Raw genomic sequence first — 23,742 nt, forward strand, 5'->3', positions numbered from 1 at the left:
TGAAAGTTAAACTAGCAATACCTTGGAGGTAACTTACCATTGTACGATTTACCAAATGAAGAAGTAGATCACATTGATACTCTCCAAGATCTGCGGCGTGTAGTCGAAGGCTGCAGGAAATGCGGGCTGCGCCAAGGATGCAGAGGCGCGGTTTTTGGAGAAGGTAATCCCCACAGTAGGCTGATGTTTGTCGGCGAAGCGCCTGGGGCGGTAGAGGATGAATTAGGGCGTCCCTTCGTTGGTCGAGCAGGCCAGCTTCTTACGAAAATCATTGCCGCTATGGGTTATGAACGGGATGAGGTCTATATTACAAACATCAACAAATGTAGGCCACCCAACAACAGGACACCGGTTCAAGAGGAAGTGGCAGCCTGTTATCCATACCTACGCGCCCAGCTGCGCATTATTTCCCCCCGGGTAATCGTTTGTCTTGGAGCCCATGCCTCTAAGGCCTTGATCAAACCGGATTTTAAGATCACCCAACAGCGAGGACAGTGGTATCAATTAGAGGGAATCAGGCTCATGCCCACCTTTCATCCCGCCGCTTTGTTACGTAACCCACATCTGAAGCGACCGGTGTGGCAGGATATGCAGGAGGTCATGGCCCAACTCAAGACCGCTTAGGGCACAGATTGCCGTTATAGATTCAGATAGGTCTTTATGGTATAATACTTTGTATGTATGTTGAATTAGTGCTATTTTGCGTGCAGTCTGCTGCATATAAGGGCCCACTGCCGAAGAGCTTTGCTCCCGTTGGCCCAGCGTGTCTATTTTTCTAGCGTATTGGCTTTATCACCTAGTATAGGGAGGAGATTGTTAGTTGAAAAACTTCACTACCGAGAAACTGCGAAACATTGCCTTAATCGGCCACGGGGGAACTGGCAAAACAACGCTGGGAGATGCCCTACTGTATTTCACTGGTCAGACAAGTCGCCTTGGTAAGGTGGATGATGGAAACTCAGTCTTTGATTACGATCCTCAAGAGGTTCGAAGGCAGATTAGTATTAGCTCGGCGGTAGCTTTTTGTGAATGGGATAACCATAAGATTAACATTATTGATACCCCAGGGTTCTTTGACTTTGTCGGGGAAGTCCGCGGGTCCTTACGGGTAGCTGACGGCGCCGTCATTGTGGTCTGTGCGTCATCGGGGGTAGAAGTTGGTACCCAAAAGTCCTGGGATTACGCAGACACCTACGGCACGCCCAGGATGATCTTAATCAATAAGATGGACCGGGAGAATGCTGATTTTACCAAGGTGCTTGCTGACCTAAGAGCTGAGTTTGGGAACAAAGTTACGCCAGTCACGCTTCCTATTGGCGCCGCTGAGACTTTTTCTGGTGTTGTGGATATCGTCACAGAGAAAGCTTTCAAATATGTCAATGGAAAAGCCGAGGAGATTCCCGTCCCCGCAGAGTTGGCAGACGAGCTTGCCAGCTACCGGGAGGAATTGATGGAAGCTGTGGCTGTTGCTGACGAAGACGTCATGATGAAGTACCTTGAAGGTGAACCACTTACAGAGCAAGAGTTTGGCACATGTCTTGGCATCGGAACGGCCAACGGAGACGTTATTCCAGTGGTCTGTGTCTCTGGTGCAAAACTTGTGGGACTGGACCTGTTTCTGAATTATTGCCTACACTGTATGCCATCACCAGCCAACAGCAACTTACCCTCTGCTAAGAAAGTAAATAGCGACGAGACCGTCCAGTTAAAAGCCAGCCCCACTGAACCCCTTGCTGCGCAAGTGTTTAAGACCATGGCTGACCCCTATGTAGGCAGGCTTAGTCTCTTTAGAGTTTATTCCGGGACTGTAAAATCCGACTCTACAATTTACAACAGTACAAAGGACAAAGATGAGCGTCTATCCCAGATTTATGTGGTTCGGGGCAAAGAACAGCTTCCCGTTGATGAAGTAACAGCAGGGGATATTGGAGCCGTGGCCAAACTACAGGTAACCACCACTGGAGATACCCTCTGCGCAAAGGACAACCAAGTAGTTTTTGAACCTATTGAGTTTCCACAACCAGTATACGCCGTTGCCGTTGCTCCAAAGAGTAGGGCCGACGAAGAGAAGATTGGCGTTGGTCTTTCTCGGCTAACTGAAGAAGATCCCACATTCCGGATCGAAAGAAGTGCAGAGACAAAGCAAACCCTTGTTTACGGCATGGGCGATCTGCACCTGGAGATCATTGCTAGCCGGCTGAAGGATAAGTTCGGTGTCGAGGTCGAATTGACAGATCCTAAGGTTCCATACCGGGAGGCAATCCTCGGTAAGAATCAAGCTGAAGGCAAACACAAGAAGCAGTCTGGCGGAAGGGGCCAGTATGGTCATGTAGTCCTAGAGATTGAGCCCCTTACTGATAGCCAGGACTTCGAGTTTGTCAACAAGATCTTCGGTGGCGCAGTTCCAAAACAGTATGTTCCAGCAGTTGAAAAGGGCATCATTGAAACCATGGAACAGGGCGTTGTCGCCGGATACCCTGTGGTGGGTATTCGGGCAACCCTGCTAGATGGTTCTTACCATAGTGTTGATTCATCGGAGATGGCGTTTAAGATCGCTGCTTCCATGGCATTCAAGAAGTGTTTCATGGCTGCCAACCCCATATTACTTGAGCCGGTAGTCTTAGCCCAGATCCGGGTACCGGAAGAGTACATGGGTGATATCATGGGTGATATGAACAAACGCCGAGGTCGAATCCTCGGAATGGAACCCCTTAGCAATGGACTTCAGTTGATCAAAGCTCATGTACCCATGTCTGAGATGTTCAAGTACGCTGTAGATCTTCGTTCGATGACCCAAGGACGGGGCGATTTTACCACAGAGTTTGTTGCCTACGAACAAGTTCCCCACGAAGTTACTCAGAAAGTCATCGAAGAGGGAAAGAAAGAGTAAGTTCATGAGAAAGCCAGTGCGTCTTGCATTGGCTTTCTCATTTCGATTAATAGACTTTCCCCCCCTTGCCTTTGACCCACCATGAATGATTAATTCCCCCACCGCATACCTTTGATTAGGGGGGATAAACCGATGGAAAGCAACCTCAATGGGAAAGCAACCTTCAGCATGGGCGCTATCTTCAAGGGAACATTGATAAGTCTCGTATCAGCCACCGTGTTCTCACTGATTGCTGCTACCTACCTGTTGATCACGAACATAACGGTTCTTCCCACGAAATGGCTTTTTTATCTAGGAATCCTTGCCACAGCCATTGGTGGTTGCCAAGCAGCCCGCCGCATCAAGGCTAAAGGATGGCTCCACGGTGCACTTGTTGGAGTGTTGTTTCTGATCCTAAGTTACTTGCTTTTTGGTCTAGAGGGATTCATCGGCCATATTCGTTGGTCGAAGGCACTCATCACTATCATTGCTGGCAGTATTGGTGGCATGTTCGGTATGCTCTTTGCCCGGTAGACTCTAGGATCTTTCCCTGTAAAACCTGTGGTTACCAATATCCACCGTAGTCGGCTGCTTTCGCACCCAGTTGTTGTAAGATACCGTATGGTAATTGTAGAAACCTACAGCCCCATCTGTGGGATCAGCTCCCTCTAGGGCTTCCTTCACAGCATCAACACATTCAAGGTATGCCTTTTTTTCCGATGCCGGATCAAAGGGCCCCGGATACAAGTAGAGCCTGCCGTCAGCAACTGGGCTATACTGGACATACCCAGCCACGCGCTGAAAGATCACACCTACGATATCACCTGGGTAGGAGGGCGATTTCACCCGGTTCAGTACAGAAGCTGCCACGCCTACCTTGCCCAAATAGGATTCTCCGCCGGCCTCCGCATAGACTAATCGGATCAACCAACCAGTTTCACAGGGCTCTAAGGAATAGTAGAGGGTTTCCAAAGGCCGAAATAGAAGGACGCTGTTCTCGTAATCCTTGAATCCATCAGCTGCGATGAAGACTCTGTGGGTGCCAAAGGCCAACTCAAAATCAAAGAATCCTTCCTCAACTTCCACAATTTGCTCACCAACTTGAAACTGAACCGGTTGAATCAAGGGCTTTCCTGAGATGCTATCTCTAACACTACCCATCACACGAGCTTCATACATGGGACTCCCCACCTTTTACATGTTTTCTACTCGTTGGTATTATAATCTTCCACGCCCGTAGTGGTGACAGGACAAACGCCCCTGATCGAGCAAATAGACGATTTAGCCATCAAATCTTGCATTAAGAGAACACGTGTCAACACACATGAATAGCCCAAGGGTTTCGCTCTTCGATTAAATGTTAGGAGTACTTCTGACGTGTCCGAATGGTCCCCGCGCAATGATGAATAAGCAATTTACGCTATCCCTTTGATATTCAGGGGACAATCAAAAGGGGCACGTGCCGGGTCATATTGTTTGCAGAGTTCGTATCCTTGGCGTTCCCCGGTCCTCTTTAGCCGTATTGCTTTTCCTAGTTTGTTGTCGATTACGAGCTCAAAAGCATCAAGGAAACAAACCTGGACAGCGTTATGGATAACTTAACGAAAACTAGATAGCGTTGTCGGCTCCTAAAGTCGCGTTCTCTGGGGGGAAAGGGGGGATCATGACCTTTTCTAAGTATCCTTGTCCAAGACAGGAAAAGCAACCAAAAAGTCTAGACTATGGTAGCAAAACCGCGTATACGATTGACAATATAGTCCTTCATGGACTATCCTATTACTATAGAAACCAACCGGGTGGTTCGACACATCGCGTCGACCTCCAGTAGCGCGAAAACCCCGGGGGATCGACGCGCTTTACAGTGTCACCCAAAAACATGGATTTCCGCTCTACATCGGGAGTAGTGCTAAAATGATTAATCTGCTACCATATAGATACACTCGTACTCGTAACAAGGAAACCCCAGTGTAACGAGGGTTTTGGATCTACCTATGAGGGATGGAAACAGGTCACCTGGGATGATATTTTTGGCAACACCGAGTTTTGGATCTACCTATGAGGGATGGAAACAGCACAATACAACGTTTTGTAGGTTGTCGGCCTTGTCGTTTTGGATCTACCTATGAGGGATGGAAACATAAAACAGAAAGAAAAACAAGGGGGTCGCAACCCCCGGTTTTGGATCTACCTATGAGGGATGGAAACCGAGACGCTCGAGGGGGACTGCAAGAGTTGCTATGTTTTGGATCTACCTATGAGGGATGGAAACTATACAAGTCTAAGCAGTTGATTGGAGCAAGGACCCCGTTTTGGATCTACCTATGAGGGATGGAAACCTTGGGAAGAAGTCACCCCACGTTTTACGAAAATAATCGTTTTGGATCTACCTATGAGGGATGGAAACAACAGTTCGCCACGGAGGACAAGCTCTTTATAGGCTTGTTTTGGATCTACCTATGAGGGATGGAAACACTCATTGCGTGTTGGCAAGTCACTGATTGCCTGTCGGGTTTTGGATCTACCTATGAGGGATGGAAACCGGTTATGGGGTTTTTGACGAAACTTACCATAAACAGTTTTGGATCTACCTATGAGGGATGGAAACATGAACTCATCCAATGTTCTGATTTCAAAGTGTAGGTTTTGGATCTACCTATGAGGGATGGAAACTAATGGCGGAAATCAGTAAGGACAGAAAGACGTTTTGTTTTGGATCTACCTATGAGGGATGGAAACTAACAGCTTGAATAAGGCGGAATTGATTAGAGCCGTTTTGGATCTACCTATGAGGGATGGAAACTGTCCAATTAAGTAAAACGGCGAATGAATTGTTAGGTGTTTTGGATCTACCTATGAGGGATGGAAACCCGGCCTCAATCAGCGACACGAGCGCTTTACGTACGGTTTTGGATCTACCTATGAGGGATGGAAACGACGATCTTCATCCCCATCACGGAGAGGGAGTTTCAAGGTTTTGGATCTACCTATGAGGGATGGAAACCCTCTGCCATAAATCTCTCTTGCTCATCATCCCAAAGTTTTGGATCTACCTATGAGGGATGGAAACGAAATGTACCATGAACTGTTTAATACCGATTATTATAGTTTTGGATCTACCTATGAGGGATGGAAACCGCCAAATACAGAGAAGCCAGCAGCACTAAGACGAGTTTTGGATCTACCTATGAGGGATGGAAACGGAGGACTTCGTCAAAAACCCACCTTTCGAAACGTTGTTTTGGATCTACCTATGAGGGATGGAAACATACTCGGCTTCGGTCAAGGCCGCCTGTACCGATTCCCGTTTTGGATCTACCTATGAGGGATGGAAACTTATCGGTAATCTGCGTTCTGCAGGTTGTAATCTGGTTTTGGATCTACCTATGAGGGATGGAAACGGTGCATCATCTGCACCCCTTCCATCCTGACACTTGTTTTGGATCTACCTATGAGGGATGGAAACAACATGCCTATTACGCTGGTTTCCAGGAGTTCGGCAGTTTTGGATCTACCTATGAGGGATGGAAACATGGGTGCAAATGGATAATAGCAATCAGGATAGGAGTTTTGGATCTACCTATGAGGGATGGAAACTCCACGTGGATCAGCCTAGCGTAGTAACGTACGCCGTTTTGGATCTACCTATGAGGGATGGAAACAGGCGCACAGAGCAAAAGCGGAAATTTACGACTTAGGTTTTGGATCTACCTATGAGGGATGGAAACACCGGATACGAGTTCATCAAGGTGATTCGGATCTCCGGTTTTGGATCTACCTATGAGGGATGGAAACACCGAACCATCCCGGAATGATAGCGCAACCTTTCCGTTTTGGATCTACCTATGAGGGATGGAAACCGCGAAGCGGCAGCATTACGACGCTTGGAAGTACGTCGTTTTGGATCTACCTATGAGGGATGGAAACGTAATAATAATCCGCGTAATAGGTGGACGCGTTCCCGTTTTGGATCTACCTATGAGGGATGGAAACTCGTGTTTCAACTACCTGAATTCAAGTTCAGCTACGTTTTGGATCTACCTATGAGGGATGGAAACTTGTGCCTCAACCCAAACATCAAGCGCCGCATTCGCTGGTTTTGGATCTACCTATGAAGGATGCAAACACGCCAAATAGTTCTCTTCAGCCGCTTTCTCCGCGGTTTTGGATCTACCTATGGCAGTCTAAGAGCATCACAGTATCGACAGATTTTCTTGCATGCGTCTGACCTTTTGATGAATGATCCCCTAAAGCTTGACAAGCAGCAAGCCAGTGGTAAAATAAGGATGAGTTAGCCATGTTATTGTATCGGTAAATCACAGGCCTTACCGTATGGGTCAGTGATGTCCTTCCGCAGGTATCCTTCTATCCTGTTGCCTTTATATCTCTATGCTTAGATGCTCCATCTATGTCTAAAACTGGAGAGGAGAATACCTATTGTTCAAATGGTTCAGGAACGCTAACATCGGAGTAAAACTTGCCATCGCCTTAGCTACTAGTATCGTCGGATTTGCCATCTTCTCCCTTGTGGGCATGTCCAGCATGTACAAGATGCAAGGCGTTATAGAGGATCTGCAAAGGCAGAACGAAATGGGCAATTTGCTTTCAACCCTGCAAAACAACCTCGTCGCTTTGGATTCAATCATCAACCAACTACCACCTAAAGCCCTTGTTGATGAAAGCATCGCTACCTGTGAAGACTCCATTGCCAAACTAGACGATAAAATGAGCCAGGAACCAGATGAGGAGCTAACAGACCAATGGGAGGCATTTAAAGCTAACTGGGTTTCGGTGAAACAAGAAGTAGACTACACCATGCAGAACATTGGTGATTCCGGGCTTGGGGGACTAACATACAGCGTTGACGTCTACCAAAGCCTGTATAGCTATCGAGCAAAACACTCGGTTCTTAATGAGGACCTAGAAGAAGTAATTAAGATCAGTGCGGCTTTGTCGTCCTCAAGACACGCGGAGGCGCAGAAACAGTTCAAAAGGATTATTAAGCAAATTGCTGTTCTTATTGCTTGCATCCTTATTGCCGTAGCCTGTCTTGGCTACCTTGTTTTCTTTAGTATTTCACGGCCCCTGATTAAGCTACAGCAAGCAGCAACTGTAGCGGCTCAAGGAGACCTGACGGTACGGGCAAAGCTAGATACTGAAGATGAGGTCGGAAAACTGGGCAAGGCGTTCGACCAGATGATTCTGTCCTTGCGTAGTCTTGTGGAGCAGGTTCAAACAGTGGCAGATAATCTTAGTGGTTCCAGCCAGGAATTAGCCAGCACCGCTGTAGAAAACGGTGCTTCAGTGCAGGAGATGGCTGCTAGTATCAGTCAGTTTGCAGCTGCAATCCAGCAGGTTAGTGCAAATACCGAGAAAATGTATGAGTCTGCTTCATTGATGAATCAAGACGCCGCTTCTGGAAAGGAACAGATTACTCAGACAGTAGAGAAAATCAAAGATATCGAGGCAAACGTCACCGAGCTTGCTGTAGCAGTGACACAACTCGGTCATAACTCTCAGCAAATCGGTAAGATCACTGATACAATCACAGCGATTGCCGACCAGACCAATCTACTTGCTCTTAATGCTGCCATTGAAGCCGCAAGGGCAGGGGAGCATGGTCGTGGTTTCGCAGTCGTTGCCGATGAGGTTCGCAAACTTGCTGAGCAAAGCGCTGCAGCTGCCACCGACATCGGTCGACTAGTTCAGCAAACAAGTCAAGCCACCACTAATACTGTGAAAAAAGCAGAACAAGGAGCCAAACAAGTAAGAGAAGGTGCTCTTATCGTAGAGACTACTAGCCAGGCGTTTAACAATATCATTGTGGCGATCAATAATCTAAGTAAAGATATCCAAGAGATTCACACGGCAACACAACAGTTAAGTTCCGGTAGTCAGCAAATTGCAGCAGCGAGTCAGCAGCAATCTACGCAGATACAGCACGTTGCAACGGCCGCTGAGACCCTAGCAGATTACGGTCAGGACTTAACCGAAACCGTTCATCAATTCAAAATCTAACCAGTTACTACCTTTGGGCCGCTACCCTTGAAAGCGGCCCAAAGTCCTCGATCCCCTTAACAATTCACCAAATTATACCGATATCTCTTTATGAGGCAGATAAGGAAGACCTATATTCCAATGCGGAACCGAACAATACATGGCTAACTCACACACTCAAGGTTCCGAGGAGGGAGATCCTTGCCTAAAGAACGTAATGTCAATATAGAAGAGCGTCAGTTTGTGGTCTTTTCGCTTCAGTCAGAGGAATTTGCCATAGATATTATGAAGGTCAGGGAGATCATCAAACTAATTAGCATTACCAAACTACCACAGACTCCCGAATTTGTGGAGGGAATAGTCAATGTCCGGGGCGAGATCATCCCTGTAATCAGTCTGCGCAAACGTTTTGGACTGGCAGACAATGGGGACGATTCATTAACCCGAATCGTTATTGTAGAGCTAACCGAGGGGAGTCTCACAGGCCTTATTGTAGATGAAGTCTCTGAAGTTTTGCGACTCTCGGCAACGGCCATAGAGCCACCACCTCAAGGTATCGATGGGCTCCGTACGGAATTCATTGAAGGCATTGGCAAAGTCGATAACCGACTTCTTGTTATCCTACGCATGGAGAAGTTACTCAATACGTCCGAGAAACTGGCCTTAGAAGCGGTCATACCGCGAGAGACAGACTAAATATATCCCTTTATAGGAGGCTGCCTATGTCTTTCCTTGACGACCTACCAGTGTGGGGCAAACTTTACCTTATTATCGGGGTCTTTATATTAGGCATGATCCTGATTACTACCTTGTCTACCGTTCATCTTAACACCGTGGGTTCTACCATGACGAATATTCACGCCCATGATGACGTAGAGGTTGTACTCTTGGAACTAAAACAGGGGTTACAGCAGGCCCGTCAGACACAAATCACAGCCCTAGTACCTCAGTATCAAAGTGGTATTGAAGAACTATATGCTCGCTATGAGCAGAGCATGATCCGTCTAAAGAGCCAGTTTGCAGATTTTGCAGAGCAAACTCCAGTGGTAAATCAAGAAGAAACCGAACTACGAGACATGTTTCGCAAGGAAATCGCAAAATATGATGAGAAAATGATACAAATATGGAGTATGGTTACAGATCCGAATAAGGCTGATGCAGTTTTTAACCTGATAGCCGAAACAAGAACCAACGCCAATGCCGCGGATCAAGCCCTGAGTGACCTTTTGAATCTGCGCCAAGAGAGTAATCAGCAGCTGTACGATAAGGCGATCAATGATAAGGATAACGGGATCCGATGGCTCGTTCTTGTCGCAGCAGTCTCAGTCGGGTTTGGCTTTCTAGTGTCCCATTATATCGTGCAAAACATGTCCACGAGATTAGGCAAACTAGCAGTAGCAGCCGAGGACCTAGCAACAGGTAACCTAATAGCTTTTGAAGATAGTGTGTCCGGTAAGGATGAGATCGGGAACCTTGCTAGAGCTTTTGAGGTAATGAGGGATAATCTTCGGGATTTAGTCGGACAAGTGGTGCAAGTAGCTCGGGAAATCTCAGGTAGCAGCCAACAGCTAGCTGCCTCTGCCCAAGAGACCAGTGGCGCGGCAAACCAATCGGCGTCTACTGCACAGCAATTTGCAGCCAACACCCTACAGCTTTCCCACAGTGCGCAATCAGTCGCAGCAGCCGCCAAACAAAGCGTAGATGGCTCTAAAGGAGCTCAACGTCAAATGGAGCAGGCGGTAGAATTGATGCATGTTATTCAGGACACCGCTCGATACTCCACCGAATCTGTAGATGAGCTATCTGACAACGCCAATCGAATCCATGAGATCACTGAACTAATCCGTAAGATCGCCGAGCAAACTAATCTTCTTGCTCTAAATGCCGCGATTGAGGCGGCTAGAGCCGGTGAACATGGAAGGGGATTTGCCGTTGTCGCAGACGAGGTTGGTAAGCTAGCCAAGCAATCCCGCAAGTCCGCAGAGGAAATAGCTAATCTACTACAGACCATTAGCTCCCAAGCCTATACCGCATCGACCAATTCGAGGCAATCCGTCGATAAGCTGGATGAAGGGGTACAGACTGTTCAGAAGATCAACAGGCTCTTTGCAGAGGTAGCCTCGGCTAGTGAGGAAGCAACTCGGTCAATCCATGATATCTCCGGTGCCGCGCAGGAAATGGCAGCCGGAAGCCAGGAAATCGCTGTCTCAGCCGAACGGCAGTCAAGTGCAATTGAGCAGATCAGTGGTTTGTCTCAAAGCTTGGCAGCTTTAGGTGAGCAGTTGCACAATGTGGTCGGGTGGTTCAGTCTATAGCTCCGTACACAGAATATTACCTGCACACCAAAGGAAGCTGTGTACGCGGCGGTATCGACAGGTCATATTATATCCATGGTGGTTTATGGCAAAAGCTCCCACCGCTTCTGGAGAAGGGTTCACCGTATGGTGTTCCCTTCTCCAGTATACCGGCCTAAAAACCTGCTAGTCTCCTCAAAATGTGAAGTAGGCAATACCCTTGTAGCATTTGTTTTAGCAAAGAAGATTAATGAACAAAGGTGCACAAAGCCTCTCGCCCAGAACGCAGTCTTCCGACGAGATCCATAGGGTCTATGGAATGGGTAGGGTACCTTCCTTAGAAGGGCATGGATTAGCACTACCATTTGCGTTGCCATCACAATAATAACGTTGTCCAAAACACCTCTTGGTCCCTCTAGTACCCGGGAATTCATCGAAGATACATAGTCTAGGACCAATCGAAGGTCTGTAACTACCGTCCGGAGGATATTTGCCAAGAAATCATCTACTGCAGGGTCTTGACGGCAATAGGCAATTGCAGAATCCGCATATTCCGAATACACGCTGACTTTAGCTCCTGCAAGAGAGTATCCATTACAGTTCCTTTGGATTTTGACCAGCTCAGACTAAGCATCTTGCTAAGTAATAGACAGAACGAATCCGTCTATGAAGTGCATCAGTCTGGAACATACACAAGTCCCGTTCAGCGAACAAAGCAGGATTTTGCCATATCTTAGGTGAATGTTATACATATCTTATTGCTTTTACTGGAGAACACCGTAAACATACTGATAATTCGATTAGGGCGATTCCTGTAGTTGAGGAAATATGGATTTCAACAATAATGGTACCTCAACAAAATACACTATACTAGGGTATTTGACTATCGGGGAATTGAATTAGGCGATGTTTCCAATATAATGATGAATTCGAGGCATTTCGGACGTAGGTACAAGACTTCGGCTTTAGAAACGTTAAAGATGAGGTAATTGTCGGGATGGAGACCACAGGATACTACTGGTACAACCTTGCTCAGTATATCATCGAACATGATATGAAGGTGTTTCCTGCAAATCCTTATCATGTCCGGTGCGCTGGAGAGCTCGATGATGACAGTCCGACAAAGAATGACCGCAAAGATCCCAAGACTATTGCAGTGTTGGTTAAGGGTGGTCGGTATTTAGTTCCGTATATCCACGAGGCTGATGCAAGATATTGAAAGACCAGTACATGAGTTAGCAGCTTAAACAACACCTAGTTCCAGTATTTGCACTTTGAAAAATGAGCTTGTGATTAGTCAGGTGGAGTTTTATCCATCCGGGCTTAGACCCTGCATAGGAGCATAACTGACATCCACCTCATGGACAGGCAGGACGAAGGAATTTGAGGTTGTGACCCCAATTAAAAAGCATATGGGTTGAGCCTTATTTTAGGTTGTCGATTTCTCGGAACCATGCCTACTTAGGGCGAAAGGGCCCCAGTCTTCGCTCCTGCATCAATATGCAATACTGAGGATTAGTGAGCTATAACAAGGAACTCCAAGATTAGAGAAGGAGGGTCTACAGTGGGTAATTACGGAGAAGTAAATGCAAAGAACACCGTAATCATCGCCTCTATCGGTACTAGCAACTACGAACAGGCCAAAACCCGGTTTGAGGACGAAAAAGACGGTCCTTTGGGCAACTGTTGCGTAAAAACACCTTACTCCCAGATAGCTTTAGCAAAACTATTAGGGGTAAGAAGCATCTATCTGCTGGCCACAGAGGAAGCGCAAAAGATGCAGGAGGATAACTTTCACAAGGAGAGCGAGAAATATGGTCTTGAGGTGATATGGCATACCGTCCCCCCAGGAAGTGGAGCTAAAGAACAATGGTGTATCTTCATGAAACTGGCGGAAGTTGCAAAGCCCCTTGCTGGAAGCTCTGTAGTCTTTGACATTACCCATGGGTATCGTTCCATCCCCATGATTTTCTTACTTGGCGCTACCTTCCTTAGAACCGCCTTTGATATGCAGGTAGTGGGTATATATTATACCGAATTTAGAAAAGCGAAAGAAGGACCCCATCAATCCAAAATCATCGATCTCAGTGACTTTCTTATCCTGCAAAATTGGCTGGAGGCCACACGAGACTTTAAGCGATTTGGTGATGCCCAAGAAATTGGTACCCTTGTACGAAACATACATAATGAGTTCCGCAGAACTACAGAACATGAGCCCGTCCGTCTTGGAAACATCGGTGATAACCTTGATGACGTATCCTTGGCCATTACTTTTGGCAGATTTATGGAACTACGGAAGCAGGTAAGAAAGTTGAAGGAAAAAACAACGGGGGACAATCTGAAGGCTCTACATGAGGAATTGGAACAACTGGGCCGCAGCGCTACACCCTTCCCACTCCTACTTCCCCTGATATTAGAACCCTACTACCAAATGGAAAGCGATGACCAATTCCAGGATGGATACCGACTGGTTAAGTGGCATGTAGATCACCGAAACTGGACCGTGGCCGCCACCCTGATGCGGGAACTAATGGTGAACAAGGTTATCGTTGCGGTACTGAATTGCAACGCTTTAAATGACAGAAAAATTCGGGCAAGGGCAGAGCACATGCTTAACAAAATAAGGAATTCTCGGAACCCCCGCCTAACCCAGCAAGTTGGGGCCACTTGGTCCCGAATTACGACATACCGAAACGATCTCGCCCATTGTGGAGCCAAGGAAGAGCGTCTAAGAGTGACAAAACTACAAACAGAGGGACAGGAACTCTTCACTCAGTTTCAAGCCATCATGCAGTGGGATGATGATCGCTGGCGGGAAGCCCTAAAGCCTGTAATTGGATCCATTTCACCGTCGACACCGGGCGAGGAAGGCACCCTTTGTAAACCACGGGTACTAATCTCTGCGGCGGGATTAAGTCCGGGACTGCTTTATACGGCCTTACTGCAGGTACAACCAGATTATGCAATAATCCTCGCTAGTGCCGACACCGAATCCAAAGTAGCAGGTTCCCAAGCGAGGGCGAGGTACACCGGGAATTTGTGTATACTTCCTATGCAGGATCCCTTTACCGGTTTTGATGAAGCCCCGCAACTATGCAAACAGCTAGACAAAATGTTACCGGCCGATGATCAAGAAGCGGAGGTTATCGTCAATCTTACGGGTGGTACTACTGCGATGCAGTTTGTCATAAGTCGTCTAGGCGAATTTCTTGAAAGCCGCGGCCATGAAGTACAGTACGTGGCAATGATCGATCGACGTACGCCGGAAGAACAACGCCAAGATCCCTATGTTAAAGGGGAGATGATCTACTGCCCAACTAAAATCTGAGTTACCACTTGCTCACGAAAGGAGGACCATAGTATGCGTCACATCGAAGCCCGGTTTCGTGTCGTTACCCCGTTATTTATGTGTAAAAGGCCCCAAGAGAAAGCTGAATTGCGCATAAGTTCCATCCGAGGGGCCTTGAGGTCTTGGTACCGGGCCATCGCTTGGCCCAGGGCCTATGGGAAAGACAAAGATTGGACGGAGGTCGAAAAGGAGGAAAGCAAATTATTCGGCAGCGCAGAAGGTGGACAAAGTCAGGTCCTATTGTCCTTTGGCGATCGTCAGCTGCCGTCTCCAGCCGAGGTTAACGTATGGAGGCAGTCAGTAAGGACTCCGGGTATCCGCTATCTTGGCTATGGAGTCCTTGGCGAAAATAGAGAGGACAGTATACGGAATCTAGAACGGGCAATTCTGCCCAAAAGTTGCTTCACACTCCGTGGTGTTTTTCGCCCGGGGACAACCGATGAACAAATAGAGATGTTATGTAAGTCAATCCGTGCCTTAAACTATTTCGGCGGATTGGGGGCCCGATCCCGTCGTGGGTTTGGTTCAGTCGCTTTAGAAAGTCTGCGACTAGGAGATCAAGAGATTTACCACGCCCCCAAAACACGGACTGACTTGGTGGGCCAACTAGACTCTTTCATTTCGGAATTGGGTCCGCTTCCCCGAGAACTGCCCCCCTATACAGCATTTAGTGCAAAGAGCAGGATACAGGTGGTCCTAAGTGAACTCGAGACTGACGTGGCCCCAAGTGAACTCGAGACTGACGTGGCCCCAAGTGAACTCAAGACTGCCCGCACCATGGAGAAACTCGGTAAGCGTTTTATGGAACTAAGAAAAGAAATGAAAGAAGGTGAGAAGGACAAGTTAAACGCACTGACCTTTAACCATGCTAAGCCCAAGTCGCAGGCCAAACCCCATCCGACGCGAGTGGCCTTTGGCCTTCCCCATAACTATCACCTCAGGGATGAGGGGATAGAATATGAGATCTCCCCCATCGGGGATAACCTTGGTAAACGCCGCGCTAGTCCTATTTTGTTTCATTTGCACCCCCTAGACAGGAACTGTGCGGTAATTGCCTCTTTCTTACCAGCGCAGTTTTTGCCCGTGGGTGCTCAGCTATGCATTGAAAGGTCTAAAGAAAACAACAAAGTTCCCGACGGTATGGCGATTGTTCCTTGTGACGTAAATCTGGAACAACAGGATTTGCTAGCCAATATGTTCACCGATCAGCTGGTAAAGGAGGTGCATATCAGTTGAACGAACGGATTACTTTTCATTTTACAATAGGACCCGTGCAAAGCTTTGTTACCCAGGCAAGGCGTACGCGTGATTTAGCAATTGGTTCATTCTTGCTCTCCTACCTAGCCGGTGTGGCAATGCAGGATGTTATCGACCAGGATGGCGAGATTCGCTTTCCTGCTATAGAAAATGCGCAGGGACAAACCGCACCGTTATTAAGGGCAATTAGGGACGTTACGGCTGGTGAAAAACCCGCAGTGCCGATCACCACAGGTTCTTTACCTAACAGATTCTTTGCCGATGTTCCGGCTGCTTTCGATCCAATAAGATGCCAAAACGCCGTCAATAGAATCTGGAATAACATTGCCCAAGCCGTTTTCCAGCGTTTTGTAGAACCTGTAGTTGACTTTGGAAAGGATACCGCGGACATCTGGGAAAGACAAGTACACAACTTTTGGGAAATAAGTTGGGCCATTGGCGATGAGAGTAACGTACTGGATATGAGAAAGAACTGGCGAAGCTACATTCCACCGGTGGAATACGGTGATAAATGTACTTTGATGGGGCAATGGCAGGAACTCTCAGGATATGCGCGATCCCGGGAACGAAGAAAACAAGATCTCTTTTGGCAGGAATTGCGGAAATCCACCAAACGCTTGGACTTGACTGAAGGAGAACGTCTTTGTGCCATCGCCTTGATTAAGCGCGTATTGCCGGATGTGGCGGAACAGACCATTGGCTGGCCGTTGCCTAGCTCCTATCCCTCGACGCCCTACTTAGCGACAATCCATTGGATTGAAGAGATAACTAAAACCGAACCCGAAAAGGCCCGGGAATTTGGCCTTCAAGCCTCCAAACTCGAGGGAGGAAGCATCTCACCGATCTACCGGGACATACCGTGCCTTGCACGGCTAGTCAAACAAGACGAAACACTACGTGATTTTGTGTCCTTAGATGGTAATTGCTTTTTCCGATCAGCTTTAGAAAACGACGCGCTTTGGAGCGCCTCTAAAAAAGATCGCGAAGCGCTAATAAAAAGCCTAGGCGCATTTAACAACGAACCAAGTCCTTACTATGCCATCCTACTTATGGATGGCGATCACATGGGCCGGTTGTTACAGAGCTTTGAACCGCCGAAAGGAGAACCGAATCACATTAGTCTAGCGGTGTCGGCTTTTAGTGAGGCTGTACCGGGTATTGCCCGCCAGCATGATAGCGTCACTATTTACGCGGGCGGAGACGATGTGCTCGCTTTCTGCCCCTTGGAGGATGCTATACCATTATCAATAGCGCTAAGAAATGAGTATCTGCGCGCCTTTGAACGCTACTGTTCACAAAATATGGGGATTCGCCAGCGGGCTACCATTTCGGCCGCCATCGTCTATGCGCACTGCCGCGGCCCCTTACAACAAGCTTTAGCTGAGGCGCACAAACTATTGGATGAGGTTGCCAAACGTAAATGCGGCCGGGATAGTCTGGCTGTCTGCGTCTGGAGAACCGCGGGTACAACTTTAACCTGGGCGGCCCCATGGACCGTGGTTTTCGGGCAGGAGAATAATGATAACATACTTCCACAGATTGCCTCTGAAGACCAAATGGTACTTCTGGAATTGGTACAAAATTTGACTAAGGACAACGGGAAAAGCGTTTTCTCTAGTTCCTTTCTGTACAATCTACGCAAGCACTATGGCGGCCCGGACCGCTCCGGTCGGGAGATTAAGGGGATCTCCGATCATCAGTTCCGTCAGATAATGCTAGCGGAATATCTACGTAGTCAACGGGAGCCAACGCTTACTCCCACAATAGAAAAATGCATTGACCAGCTTGCACATATCTGCCATCAGTACTATAACAAGGACGATGGTACCTTAGGGCGTCGTGAATACATGAATCTTGATGGTGTCTTATTAGCCAGATTTTTAGAAGCAAAGGAGGTGTAGCGAGTGACTAGCATGCTTTGGATGTTCCGCCCGATAGACACATGGTTTTTCCGGGGTAGTAGCTCCTTCAATGCCGGCGAACCGGCAAACGCAGGCAGGAGCATTTTCCCTCCATCGATGCAGACTTTACAGGGAGCTATACGTTCAGCGTTGGCGCAGGGACAAGGTTGGAACCCACGACAAACCCACCTATGGCCCGAAGCCCTTGGCGATCCAAACTCTCTTGGCGAACTACAACTCTCGGGTCCATACCTTTGCCGGTTCTCGAATAATCAATACGAGTACTTGTTTCCTCCGATGGCTACTATCCTTTATGCCACTGATGCAGAGGACAGGGTTCACTTTACTCGGTTAGAACCCGTTCTATGTGATCTCGATCCTCGTCAGGGCATCCGGTTAGCTACTCCTCTTGAGCCATACGAGGGACTCAAACCCTTGCAGGAGGTCTGGTTAACAAGAAAAGGCTGCGAAAAGGTGCTAGCCGGAGATATTCCAGCATCTGCGGATATCATAAAGGCCGATGCGCTTTGGACCAATGAGACGCGGGTGGGGATCGGGCTTGATTCAAAACGTCGGACCACCATCACAGGACAGCTTTATTCCACCACACACACCAGATTCGTCTGCAAGACCTTATGCCTAGTAGTTGTTGTGAATGGTGTACCCCAATCATGGCATCAGCAATGCCCAAACACTGTCACCTTGGGCGGAGAGGGCAGAATGGCCCAGATTGAAATCAAAACAGCACCTCCGCATTTACTTCCCGAGGTACCGAGATTAAGCCCGCGCAATGGGAAAACCCGTTTTACAGTAAGTCTTGTAACTCCGGGTGTGTTCAACGACGAAACGGAGGAAGTCGTTCGTTTCGGACCAAAATCCTTTGGTGAGCGTTGCATCTGCGCGTGTATCGGTAAAATGCAGCGCATCGGTGGCTGGGATATTGCCAGAGGTGTACCCCGGCCGGTAAGGCCCGTAATCCCGGCCGGTAGCACATGGTTTTATGAGAGCGAAGAAACTGACATAAATACGATCCTAAGTTGGCACGGACGAAAAGTAGGAGATATGACTGAATACGGCTATGGTCAGGTGATCATAGGAAAATGGGGGGAGAAGCTATGAGTACAGCGTTAATGGGGTTGATGGCTGAAGTCAGTTTGCATCCGGGGGCCGAGTCTACGGTGGGCGTAGTGGACCTACCTGTTAGCCGGGAGGCGTATACCAACTATCCGGTCATCACTGGTTCAAGTCTTAAAGGAGCATTGCGAGCTAGGGCCACGGAATTGTGGGGCGACAATAATGAACAGATCGCCGCGGTGTTCGGAAATCCTAATGGTGCCGGAGGCATCTCTGTATCAGATGCCCGGCTGCTGCTTTTACCGGTACGCACCTTACACGGCGGTCCGTTTAAGTGGGTAACCTGTCCATATATACTTGAACGATTTCAGCGGGACTGTCGAATGATTGGCATCAATATTGACTTGAATGTACCGGCCTTAGAGAAGGGTGAATTACTTGTCGCACATAATGGTGCAGATGAGCGGGATTGGACCCATTTAGAAGAGTTGTGTTTGGACAATAAGCTAGCCGAAGAGACGATCCTGCAAGTGGTGAAGAATATACACCTGCTAATTAGCGACAGACTGCACGAGAGGACAAGACAGCGACTACCGGGTCAACTAGTCATCTGTCATGATGACCAGTTCAGATACTTCGCCCAATATGGTTTGCAGGTTAACGCCCGCAATCGACTGGACAGCAACAAAATCAGTCAAGGCCTATGGTATGAAGAGACAATCCCACCAGAGACTCTGTTCTACGCGTTGGCGCGTTCCCGGATGGGTGAATCTGAGCCATTGAAAACAGTAGCGTCGCTATTCACTGATGTACCTTATCTACAGGTTGGCGGAAACGAAACGATTGGCCAGGGATGGTGCGCTGTAACTTGGACAGAAAGTGATGGTGAGAGCCATGTACGGGAGTCTTGATCAGCAGCGGGCACAGGATGTAGCCACGAAGATCGCGGCACTAACCGATGAAGTCGCTAAAAAAGTGGATAACAGGCAACAAGACTGGATCCGTCGCTATTCCAATCGGGTGGAATGTCTACCTGCAACCATCTTGATGAATGGTCTTGGCCAATCCATGGCCACCCTTCTAGCCGCGGCGAATAAGGACCAACATAGTGCCGACTATCAGTTATATGCGCACATCGAAGCTTGGCTATGCCGGGATCACAAACTAGCCCCATTTCAGGTAAGGGAAGGCGGTTCTTGTGATCTAATGGATGCGATTATTAACAGTGACCGCCATACGTATCTGTGGGCCCAGGAAGAGACACTAGCCTGGTTAGTTTGGATGAAGAAGTTTACCCGGGCTTATTTTAAGATTGTAAAAGAAGGGGCGGAAAACAATGCTGATACCCCTGTATCAAGATGAGCGGCATCGCAGATTGGACAGATTACCAAACTCAGCCCATTGCGGGCTCTGGTATGATAAGTTCTGCAATCAATGGCGCCGAGAAGGGCGGTTTTGGGGACTAGCAGAGGATGGAAAAGAGACTTGGATAACTACATTTGCTGAGCAGGTAGAGTTACGAAATGAAGAACAGTCCGATAAGCTGGCAGGCCAATTAGAAGAGATGACCATGCGGGTGGAGCGTCTTGTGGTGGCCCTAAATGGTCAACTTCACCTTTACAAAACCACGGAGCGCTTTGTCACGGGAATGGGGCGTAACCACCCGATGGAGAATGGCTTTTTGTGGCACTGGACACTAGGAAGCCCATATCTGCCGGGTTCATCAATCAAGGGCTTGGTTAAAGCCTGGGCGACAGGGATGTGGGAGCCAGATGATGGGATGAATAAAAGCTCTACTCTCATACAAGTCTTTGGTACCGATAAAGATAGCTCCGATGGCCCGAATGAACCGCGTCAAATTGGAGACATCATCTTCTTCGATGCCTTGCCCACAAAACCTGTTAATCTGACGCTAGATATCATAACCCCGCATTACGGACCATACTACCAAGAATCTAAGGGAAAACAACCACCAGCCGACTGGTATGATCCAGTTCCCATTCCATTCTTGGTGGCCGAAAGTGGTGCCGAGTTTGCCTTTCCCTTAGCTTCGCGTTCGCAGGATACCGGGAATCTGAACCTTGTAAGCCAATGGCTTGAAGAAGCATTATCTTGGATGGGTGCAGGGGCCAAAGTGTCCTCAGGGTACGGGCGTTTTGAGCGAGACAAAAGAGCGGAAAGCAAACGACAGGCCGAATTAGAAGAGGCACAAGCCGCTGAGATCGAGAGAAAACGGCTAGAGAGTATGCCCCCACTCGAACGGGAGATGGAGCAAGATGACTATTCCAGCAGCGAGTTTATTCAGGAAAACATATCCTTATGGTTGGAACGAATGGAAGACCCCGACATCGCGCTCGCTGAGCGCAAGCAAATCGCTCAACTCCTACTGAAATGGTACCATTCCTATCGTCCGAGAGAATTAGTTAAACCCAATCGAAAGAACAGAGTAAAGCTTGAGCGAATTCAGAAAGTCCTTTCCGCCCACTAAACCTATCTTCTTTCGGTTAAGGGAAAGAAGCCCTTCAGCGGAGGGCTTCTCCCTAACGAATCCCGGTCTTTTTGAGAACGCCTTCTTGGGTAATATGGTGCCTCTTTTTTGGTGGCCCACCATAGCCACCATACCCAAGTTGCGATGGGATGTCCCAGAGTCAGAATGATTGTAGTGGGTAATTTTCCCAGTGACTAGATAAAAAAATGGCAGGGGAGACAGGAATCGAACCCGCAACCCCCGGTTTTGGAGACCGGTGCTCTGCCAATTGAGCTACTCCCCTGCGGCAAAGCTAGTATAACATAAATCTATTTTCGGGTCAACACACCGTCCGCAGCAAAAAACACGCAATTTCGCTACTTTGCTAGCTAGGGGATAAGCTCGTCACCTCAAGAGCCTGGCAGAATACTACCTAACCTCGACACCTATGGCCCCGTGCTTGAACATGAGCTCTTTAGCCCTGTCAATATCATAGCCTTCTGTACGCAATCCTACAGCAACCGAACCTTGTGCGGCAATCTCCAGCTGTATGTTCTTCATAATCTCGTTCACATTGCTGTTTACCATATCTATCGGTAAGGCCTCCTGTTCTCTTGCCTCTCGGGCTACACCTTCGGTAACGCTTTCAGATAATGACAGAAGCTCCTCTTTGCCTTGCCAAAGGGCTACATCATCAAGAAGGTACCCTCGACTAACAAGGTCACTATACAGCTTCTCTGCAGTCTGTAGATCGTTAAAGACAGCAATTACTAAACTCATTCGTTCGCCTCCTTTGCTCCTGATAGTATTCTCAAGAGCCTAAGCCCATATTCCCGCGGGTATATCAGCTTTATCGGTAGAATAGGCAGGAATTTGGTGATCAGGTGTTGTAATTATTAGATGCAAGCGTTCCGTGGTCTCTGGCACTTGTTTTGGGCACACTAGCGCTAGCAGAAAATAATCGTATAATCCTCGGGCTGTTAAACCGTGGCCCGAATTCTAGAGGAGGCACTTTGATTGGCACAACTACGTGGTAAAGTACAATTAGGTATATCCAACCGACACATCCATCTAACAACCGAGCATTTGTCCACGCTCTTCGGGGAAGGTTACGATCTTACCAAGATAAAGGACCTCTCCCAACCAGGCCAATTCGCGTGTGATGAAACTGTGATCATAGTCGGAAGAAAGGGCGCAATCCCAGGTGTAAGGGTTTTGGGACCAATCCGTAAGGAAACGCAAGTCGAAATATCCAGGACGGACTCCTTCGCTCTAGGCGTCAGACCTCCGATTCGGGATTCGGGTCAACTCGATGGTTCCCCGGGAATTGTGGTGGTTGGTCCGAAAGGGGCCATCAACCTTAATAAGGGTGTCATTATTGCCAAGCGTCACATCCATATGACCCCGAAAGATGCAGCAAACTTCGGAGTAGAGGATAAGCAAATCGTTACTGTCAAGGTAGGAGGGGACAGGGCGCTAACCTTCGATGAAGTCCTAATTCGTGTTCGAGATGATTTCAGTCTTGAACTACACCTTGATACAGACGAAGCTAATGCTGCAGCTGTTTCAAACGGTGACTGGGCAGAAGTATACTAAGGATACCAATGACACATAACTAGAGGGTCGGTATACGCAGATCTCAAAATGCAAATACTGGCTGTTTTGACGCGATTTAGAACGACGGTCTTGTCTTTTTCTCGGTATTGCCCTAGGCTTGTGGAAACGACCTAGAATCGAGTGTAAGGATAGTGAAATACACCATGCCAGTTTATGAGTTTAGATGTACTAAGTGTAACCAGAAGTTCGAGGAGCTTACACCATGGTCGAAAATCGACGAGGTGGTTTGCCCTAAGTGTGGCAGTAGTGAGGTTAAAAAGCTTTTGTCCCGCTTTGCCGCCCGCAGTTCAGACAGCCAAGGCTGTTCGACCTCACTTGGCTCTGGTTGCGGTTCCTGTGCCGGCGGAAACTGTTCCACCTGCCACCATTAAGAAAGATTGGTTGGCGCGCAGCAACTCGTTTTTGCGCGCCAACCAGCACAGCACTTACAAGAGTTTTTTCAACAGGTTCAAAGGTGATCCTATAGAGACAAAAACAGTAAAACAAAATGTTAAGCGATTCTGGTAGTCTTAGATTAGACCCATTGACAAAGACATACCACCAGAGCACCCGGTTAATATCGGACTGCTACAACGTTCCTGACTTTCCCCGTAGTTGAGAGATGGGAATATTGCACGTCGTAGGCAGGCAGTGCTTGCTTGCTTGTACGGACAAGGACAGACAGTAATATAGAATGACTCACGGGCAACAGACCATACTCGACTATGGACGCGGCTGACTCTAAGGCCACCTGGTCGACAATTATATTGCATCCTTCAACGACGCCTACCAGTAGTCACAACACGTCATTAGATCACAATCTCGATCATGACTCTTGACAAGCACCGACTTCGGGAACCAACCTTCTTCACCTTTTTTCTCATACAAACCCACACAGATTGAAGCAAACCTGTTGACTTGAGTGCAAAGACAGAAAGACA

At 48.0% G+C, this 23,742-nt stretch carries 18 protein-coding genes, 1 tRNA gene, 1 pseudogene and 1 CRISPR repeat array; of the genes and pseudogenes, 17 read left to right on the forward strand and 3 right to left on the reverse strand.

What is annotated here, in order from left to right; genetic code table 11:
* The first annotated feature begins 39 nt into the window (after positions 1–39).
* The 3 genes from M0Q40_05260 to M0Q40_05270 all read left to right on the forward strand — a co-directional run bounded on the left by M0Q40_05260 (position 40) and on the right by M0Q40_05270 (position 3,403).
* Positions 40–624 (forward strand): uracil-DNA glycosylase, encoded by a 585-nt coding sequence (locus M0Q40_05260; GenBank protein MCK9222021.1) that lies wholly within the window; start codon positions 40–42, stop codon positions 622–624.
* Between the two features lie 196 nt (positions 625–820).
* On the forward strand, positions 821–2,890 hold the full coding sequence (gene fusA, locus M0Q40_05265) for an elongation factor G (protein MCK9222022.1): 2,070 nt from the start codon (positions 821–823) through the stop codon (positions 2,888–2,890).
* A 132-nt stretch (positions 2,891–3,022) separates the two neighbouring features.
* Positions 3,023–3,403 carry a TIGR04086 family membrane protein gene (locus M0Q40_05270; protein MCK9222023.1) on the forward strand — a complete coding sequence of 127 codons (381 nt, stop codon included), beginning with the start codon at positions 3,023–3,025 and terminating at the stop codon, positions 3,401–3,403.
* A gap of 3 nt (positions 3,404–3,406) precedes the next feature.
* On the opposite strand, the gene M0Q40_05275 is transcribed toward M0Q40_05270, so the two are convergent.
* Positions 3,407–4,048, reverse strand: a complete 642-nt coding sequence (locus M0Q40_05275; GenBank protein MCK9222024.1) for a cell wall hydrolase — start codon at positions 4,046–4,048, stop codon at positions 3,407–3,409.
* 797 nt (positions 4,049–4,845) lie between these two features.
* Positions 4,846–7,057: direct repeats of the CRISPR family, unit length 30 nt; unit sequence GTTTTGGATCTACCTATGAGGGATGGAAAC.
* Positions 7,058–7,303: 246 nt separating this feature from the next.
* On the opposite strand from M0Q40_05275, the gene M0Q40_05280 reads away from it, so the two are divergent.
* The 11 genes from M0Q40_05280 to cmr6 all read left to right on the forward strand — a co-directional run bounded on the left by M0Q40_05280 (position 7,304) and on the right by cmr6 (position 21,226).
* Positions 7,304–8,884: a methyl-accepting chemotaxis protein gene (locus tag M0Q40_05280; GenBank protein MCK9222025.1), complete on the forward strand. Its 1,581-nt coding sequence runs from the start codon at positions 7,304–7,306 to the stop codon at positions 8,882–8,884.
* 180 nt (positions 8,885–9,064) lie between these two features.
* Positions 9,065–9,559 (forward strand): chemotaxis protein CheW, encoded by a 495-nt coding sequence (locus M0Q40_05285; GenBank protein MCK9222026.1) that lies wholly within the window; start codon positions 9,065–9,067, stop codon positions 9,557–9,559.
* Positions 9,560–9,585: 26 nt separating this feature from the next.
* Positions 9,586–11,178 carry a methyl-accepting chemotaxis protein gene (locus tag M0Q40_05290; protein ID MCK9222027.1) on the forward strand — a complete coding sequence of 531 codons (1,593 nt, stop codon included), beginning with the start codon at positions 9,586–9,588 and terminating at the stop codon, positions 11,176–11,178.
* 976 nt (positions 11,179–12,154) lie between these two features.
* On the forward strand, positions 12,155–12,376 hold the full coding sequence (locus M0Q40_05295) for an IS110 family transposase (GenBank protein MCK9222028.1): 222 nt from the start codon (positions 12,155–12,157) through the stop codon (positions 12,374–12,376).
* 345 nt (positions 12,377–12,721) lie between these two features.
* Positions 12,722–14,485: a TM1812 family CRISPR-associated protein gene (locus tag M0Q40_05300; protein MCK9222029.1), complete on the forward strand. Its 1,764-nt coding sequence runs from the start codon at positions 12,722–12,724 to the stop codon at positions 14,483–14,485.
* Between the two features lie 33 nt (positions 14,486–14,518).
* Positions 14,519–15,742 (forward strand): type III-B CRISPR module RAMP protein Cmr1, encoded by a 1,224-nt coding sequence (gene cmr1 / locus M0Q40_05305; GenBank protein ID MCK9222030.1) that lies wholly within the window; start codon positions 14,519–14,521, stop codon positions 15,740–15,742.
* On the forward strand, positions 15,739–17,664 hold the full coding sequence (cas10, locus tag M0Q40_05310) for a type III-B CRISPR-associated protein Cas10/Cmr2 (GenBank protein ID MCK9222031.1): 1,926 nt from the start codon (positions 15,739–15,741) through the stop codon (positions 17,662–17,664). The genes cmr1 and cas10 overlap by 4 nt, the downstream gene beginning before the upstream one ends.
* Before the next feature lie 12 nt (positions 17,665–17,676).
* Positions 17,677–18,783 carry a type III-B CRISPR module-associated protein Cmr3 gene (locus M0Q40_05315; GenBank protein MCK9222032.1) on the forward strand — a complete coding sequence of 369 codons (1,107 nt, stop codon included), beginning with the start codon at positions 17,677–17,679 and terminating at the stop codon, positions 18,781–18,783.
* Positions 18,780–19,649, forward strand: a complete 870-nt coding sequence (gene cmr4 / locus M0Q40_05320) for a type III-B CRISPR module RAMP protein Cmr4 (GenBank protein MCK9222033.1) — start codon at positions 18,780–18,782, stop codon at positions 19,647–19,649. Before M0Q40_05315 ends, cmr4 begins: the two co-directional genes overlap by 4 nt.
* Positions 19,621–20,100 (forward strand): type III-B CRISPR module-associated protein Cmr5, encoded by a 480-nt coding sequence (gene cmr5, locus M0Q40_05325; GenBank protein MCK9222034.1) that lies wholly within the window; start codon positions 19,621–19,623, stop codon positions 20,098–20,100. The genes cmr4 and cmr5 overlap by 29 nt, the downstream gene beginning before the upstream one ends.
* Positions 20,075–21,226: a type III-B CRISPR module RAMP protein Cmr6 gene (gene cmr6 / locus M0Q40_05330; protein ID MCK9222035.1), complete on the forward strand. Its 1,152-nt coding sequence runs from the start codon at positions 20,075–20,077 to the stop codon at positions 21,224–21,226. The genes cmr5 and cmr6 overlap by 26 nt, the downstream gene beginning before the upstream one ends.
* Positions 21,227–21,433: 207 nt before the next feature.
* On the opposite strand, the gene M0Q40_05335 is transcribed toward cmr6, so the two are convergent.
* Positions 21,434–21,509: transfer RNA gene (locus M0Q40_05335), tRNA-Trp, on the reverse strand.
* Between the two features lie 125 nt (positions 21,510–21,634).
* Positions 21,635–21,985, reverse strand: a complete 351-nt coding sequence (locus M0Q40_05340) for a hypothetical protein (protein ID MCK9222036.1) — start codon at positions 21,983–21,985, stop codon at positions 21,635–21,637.
* A gap of 237 nt (positions 21,986–22,222) precedes the next feature.
* On the opposite strand from M0Q40_05340, the gene M0Q40_05345 reads away from it, so the two are divergent.
* From M0Q40_05345 to M0Q40_05355, 3 genes and pseudogenes are all read left to right on the forward strand, one after another.
* Entirely contained in the window at positions 22,223–22,801 is a 579-nt protein-coding gene (locus tag M0Q40_05345; GenBank protein MCK9222037.1) for a phosphate propanoyltransferase, read from the forward strand.
* A 164-nt stretch (positions 22,802–22,965) separates the two neighbouring features.
* A pseudogene (locus tag M0Q40_05350) lies at positions 22,966–23,046 on the forward strand (zinc ribbon domain-containing protein).
* 13 nt (positions 23,047–23,059) lie between these two features.
* Complete coding sequence (locus M0Q40_05355) at positions 23,060–23,329, forward strand: hypothetical protein (GenBank protein MCK9222038.1); 270 nt, start codon at positions 23,060–23,062, stop codon at positions 23,327–23,329.
* Positions 23,330–23,742: the final 413 nt, after the last annotated feature.

Source organism: Limnochordia bacterium (genome assembly GCA_023230925.1).
GTDB lineage: Bacteria > Bacillota > Limnochordia > DUMW01 > DUMW01 > JALNWK01.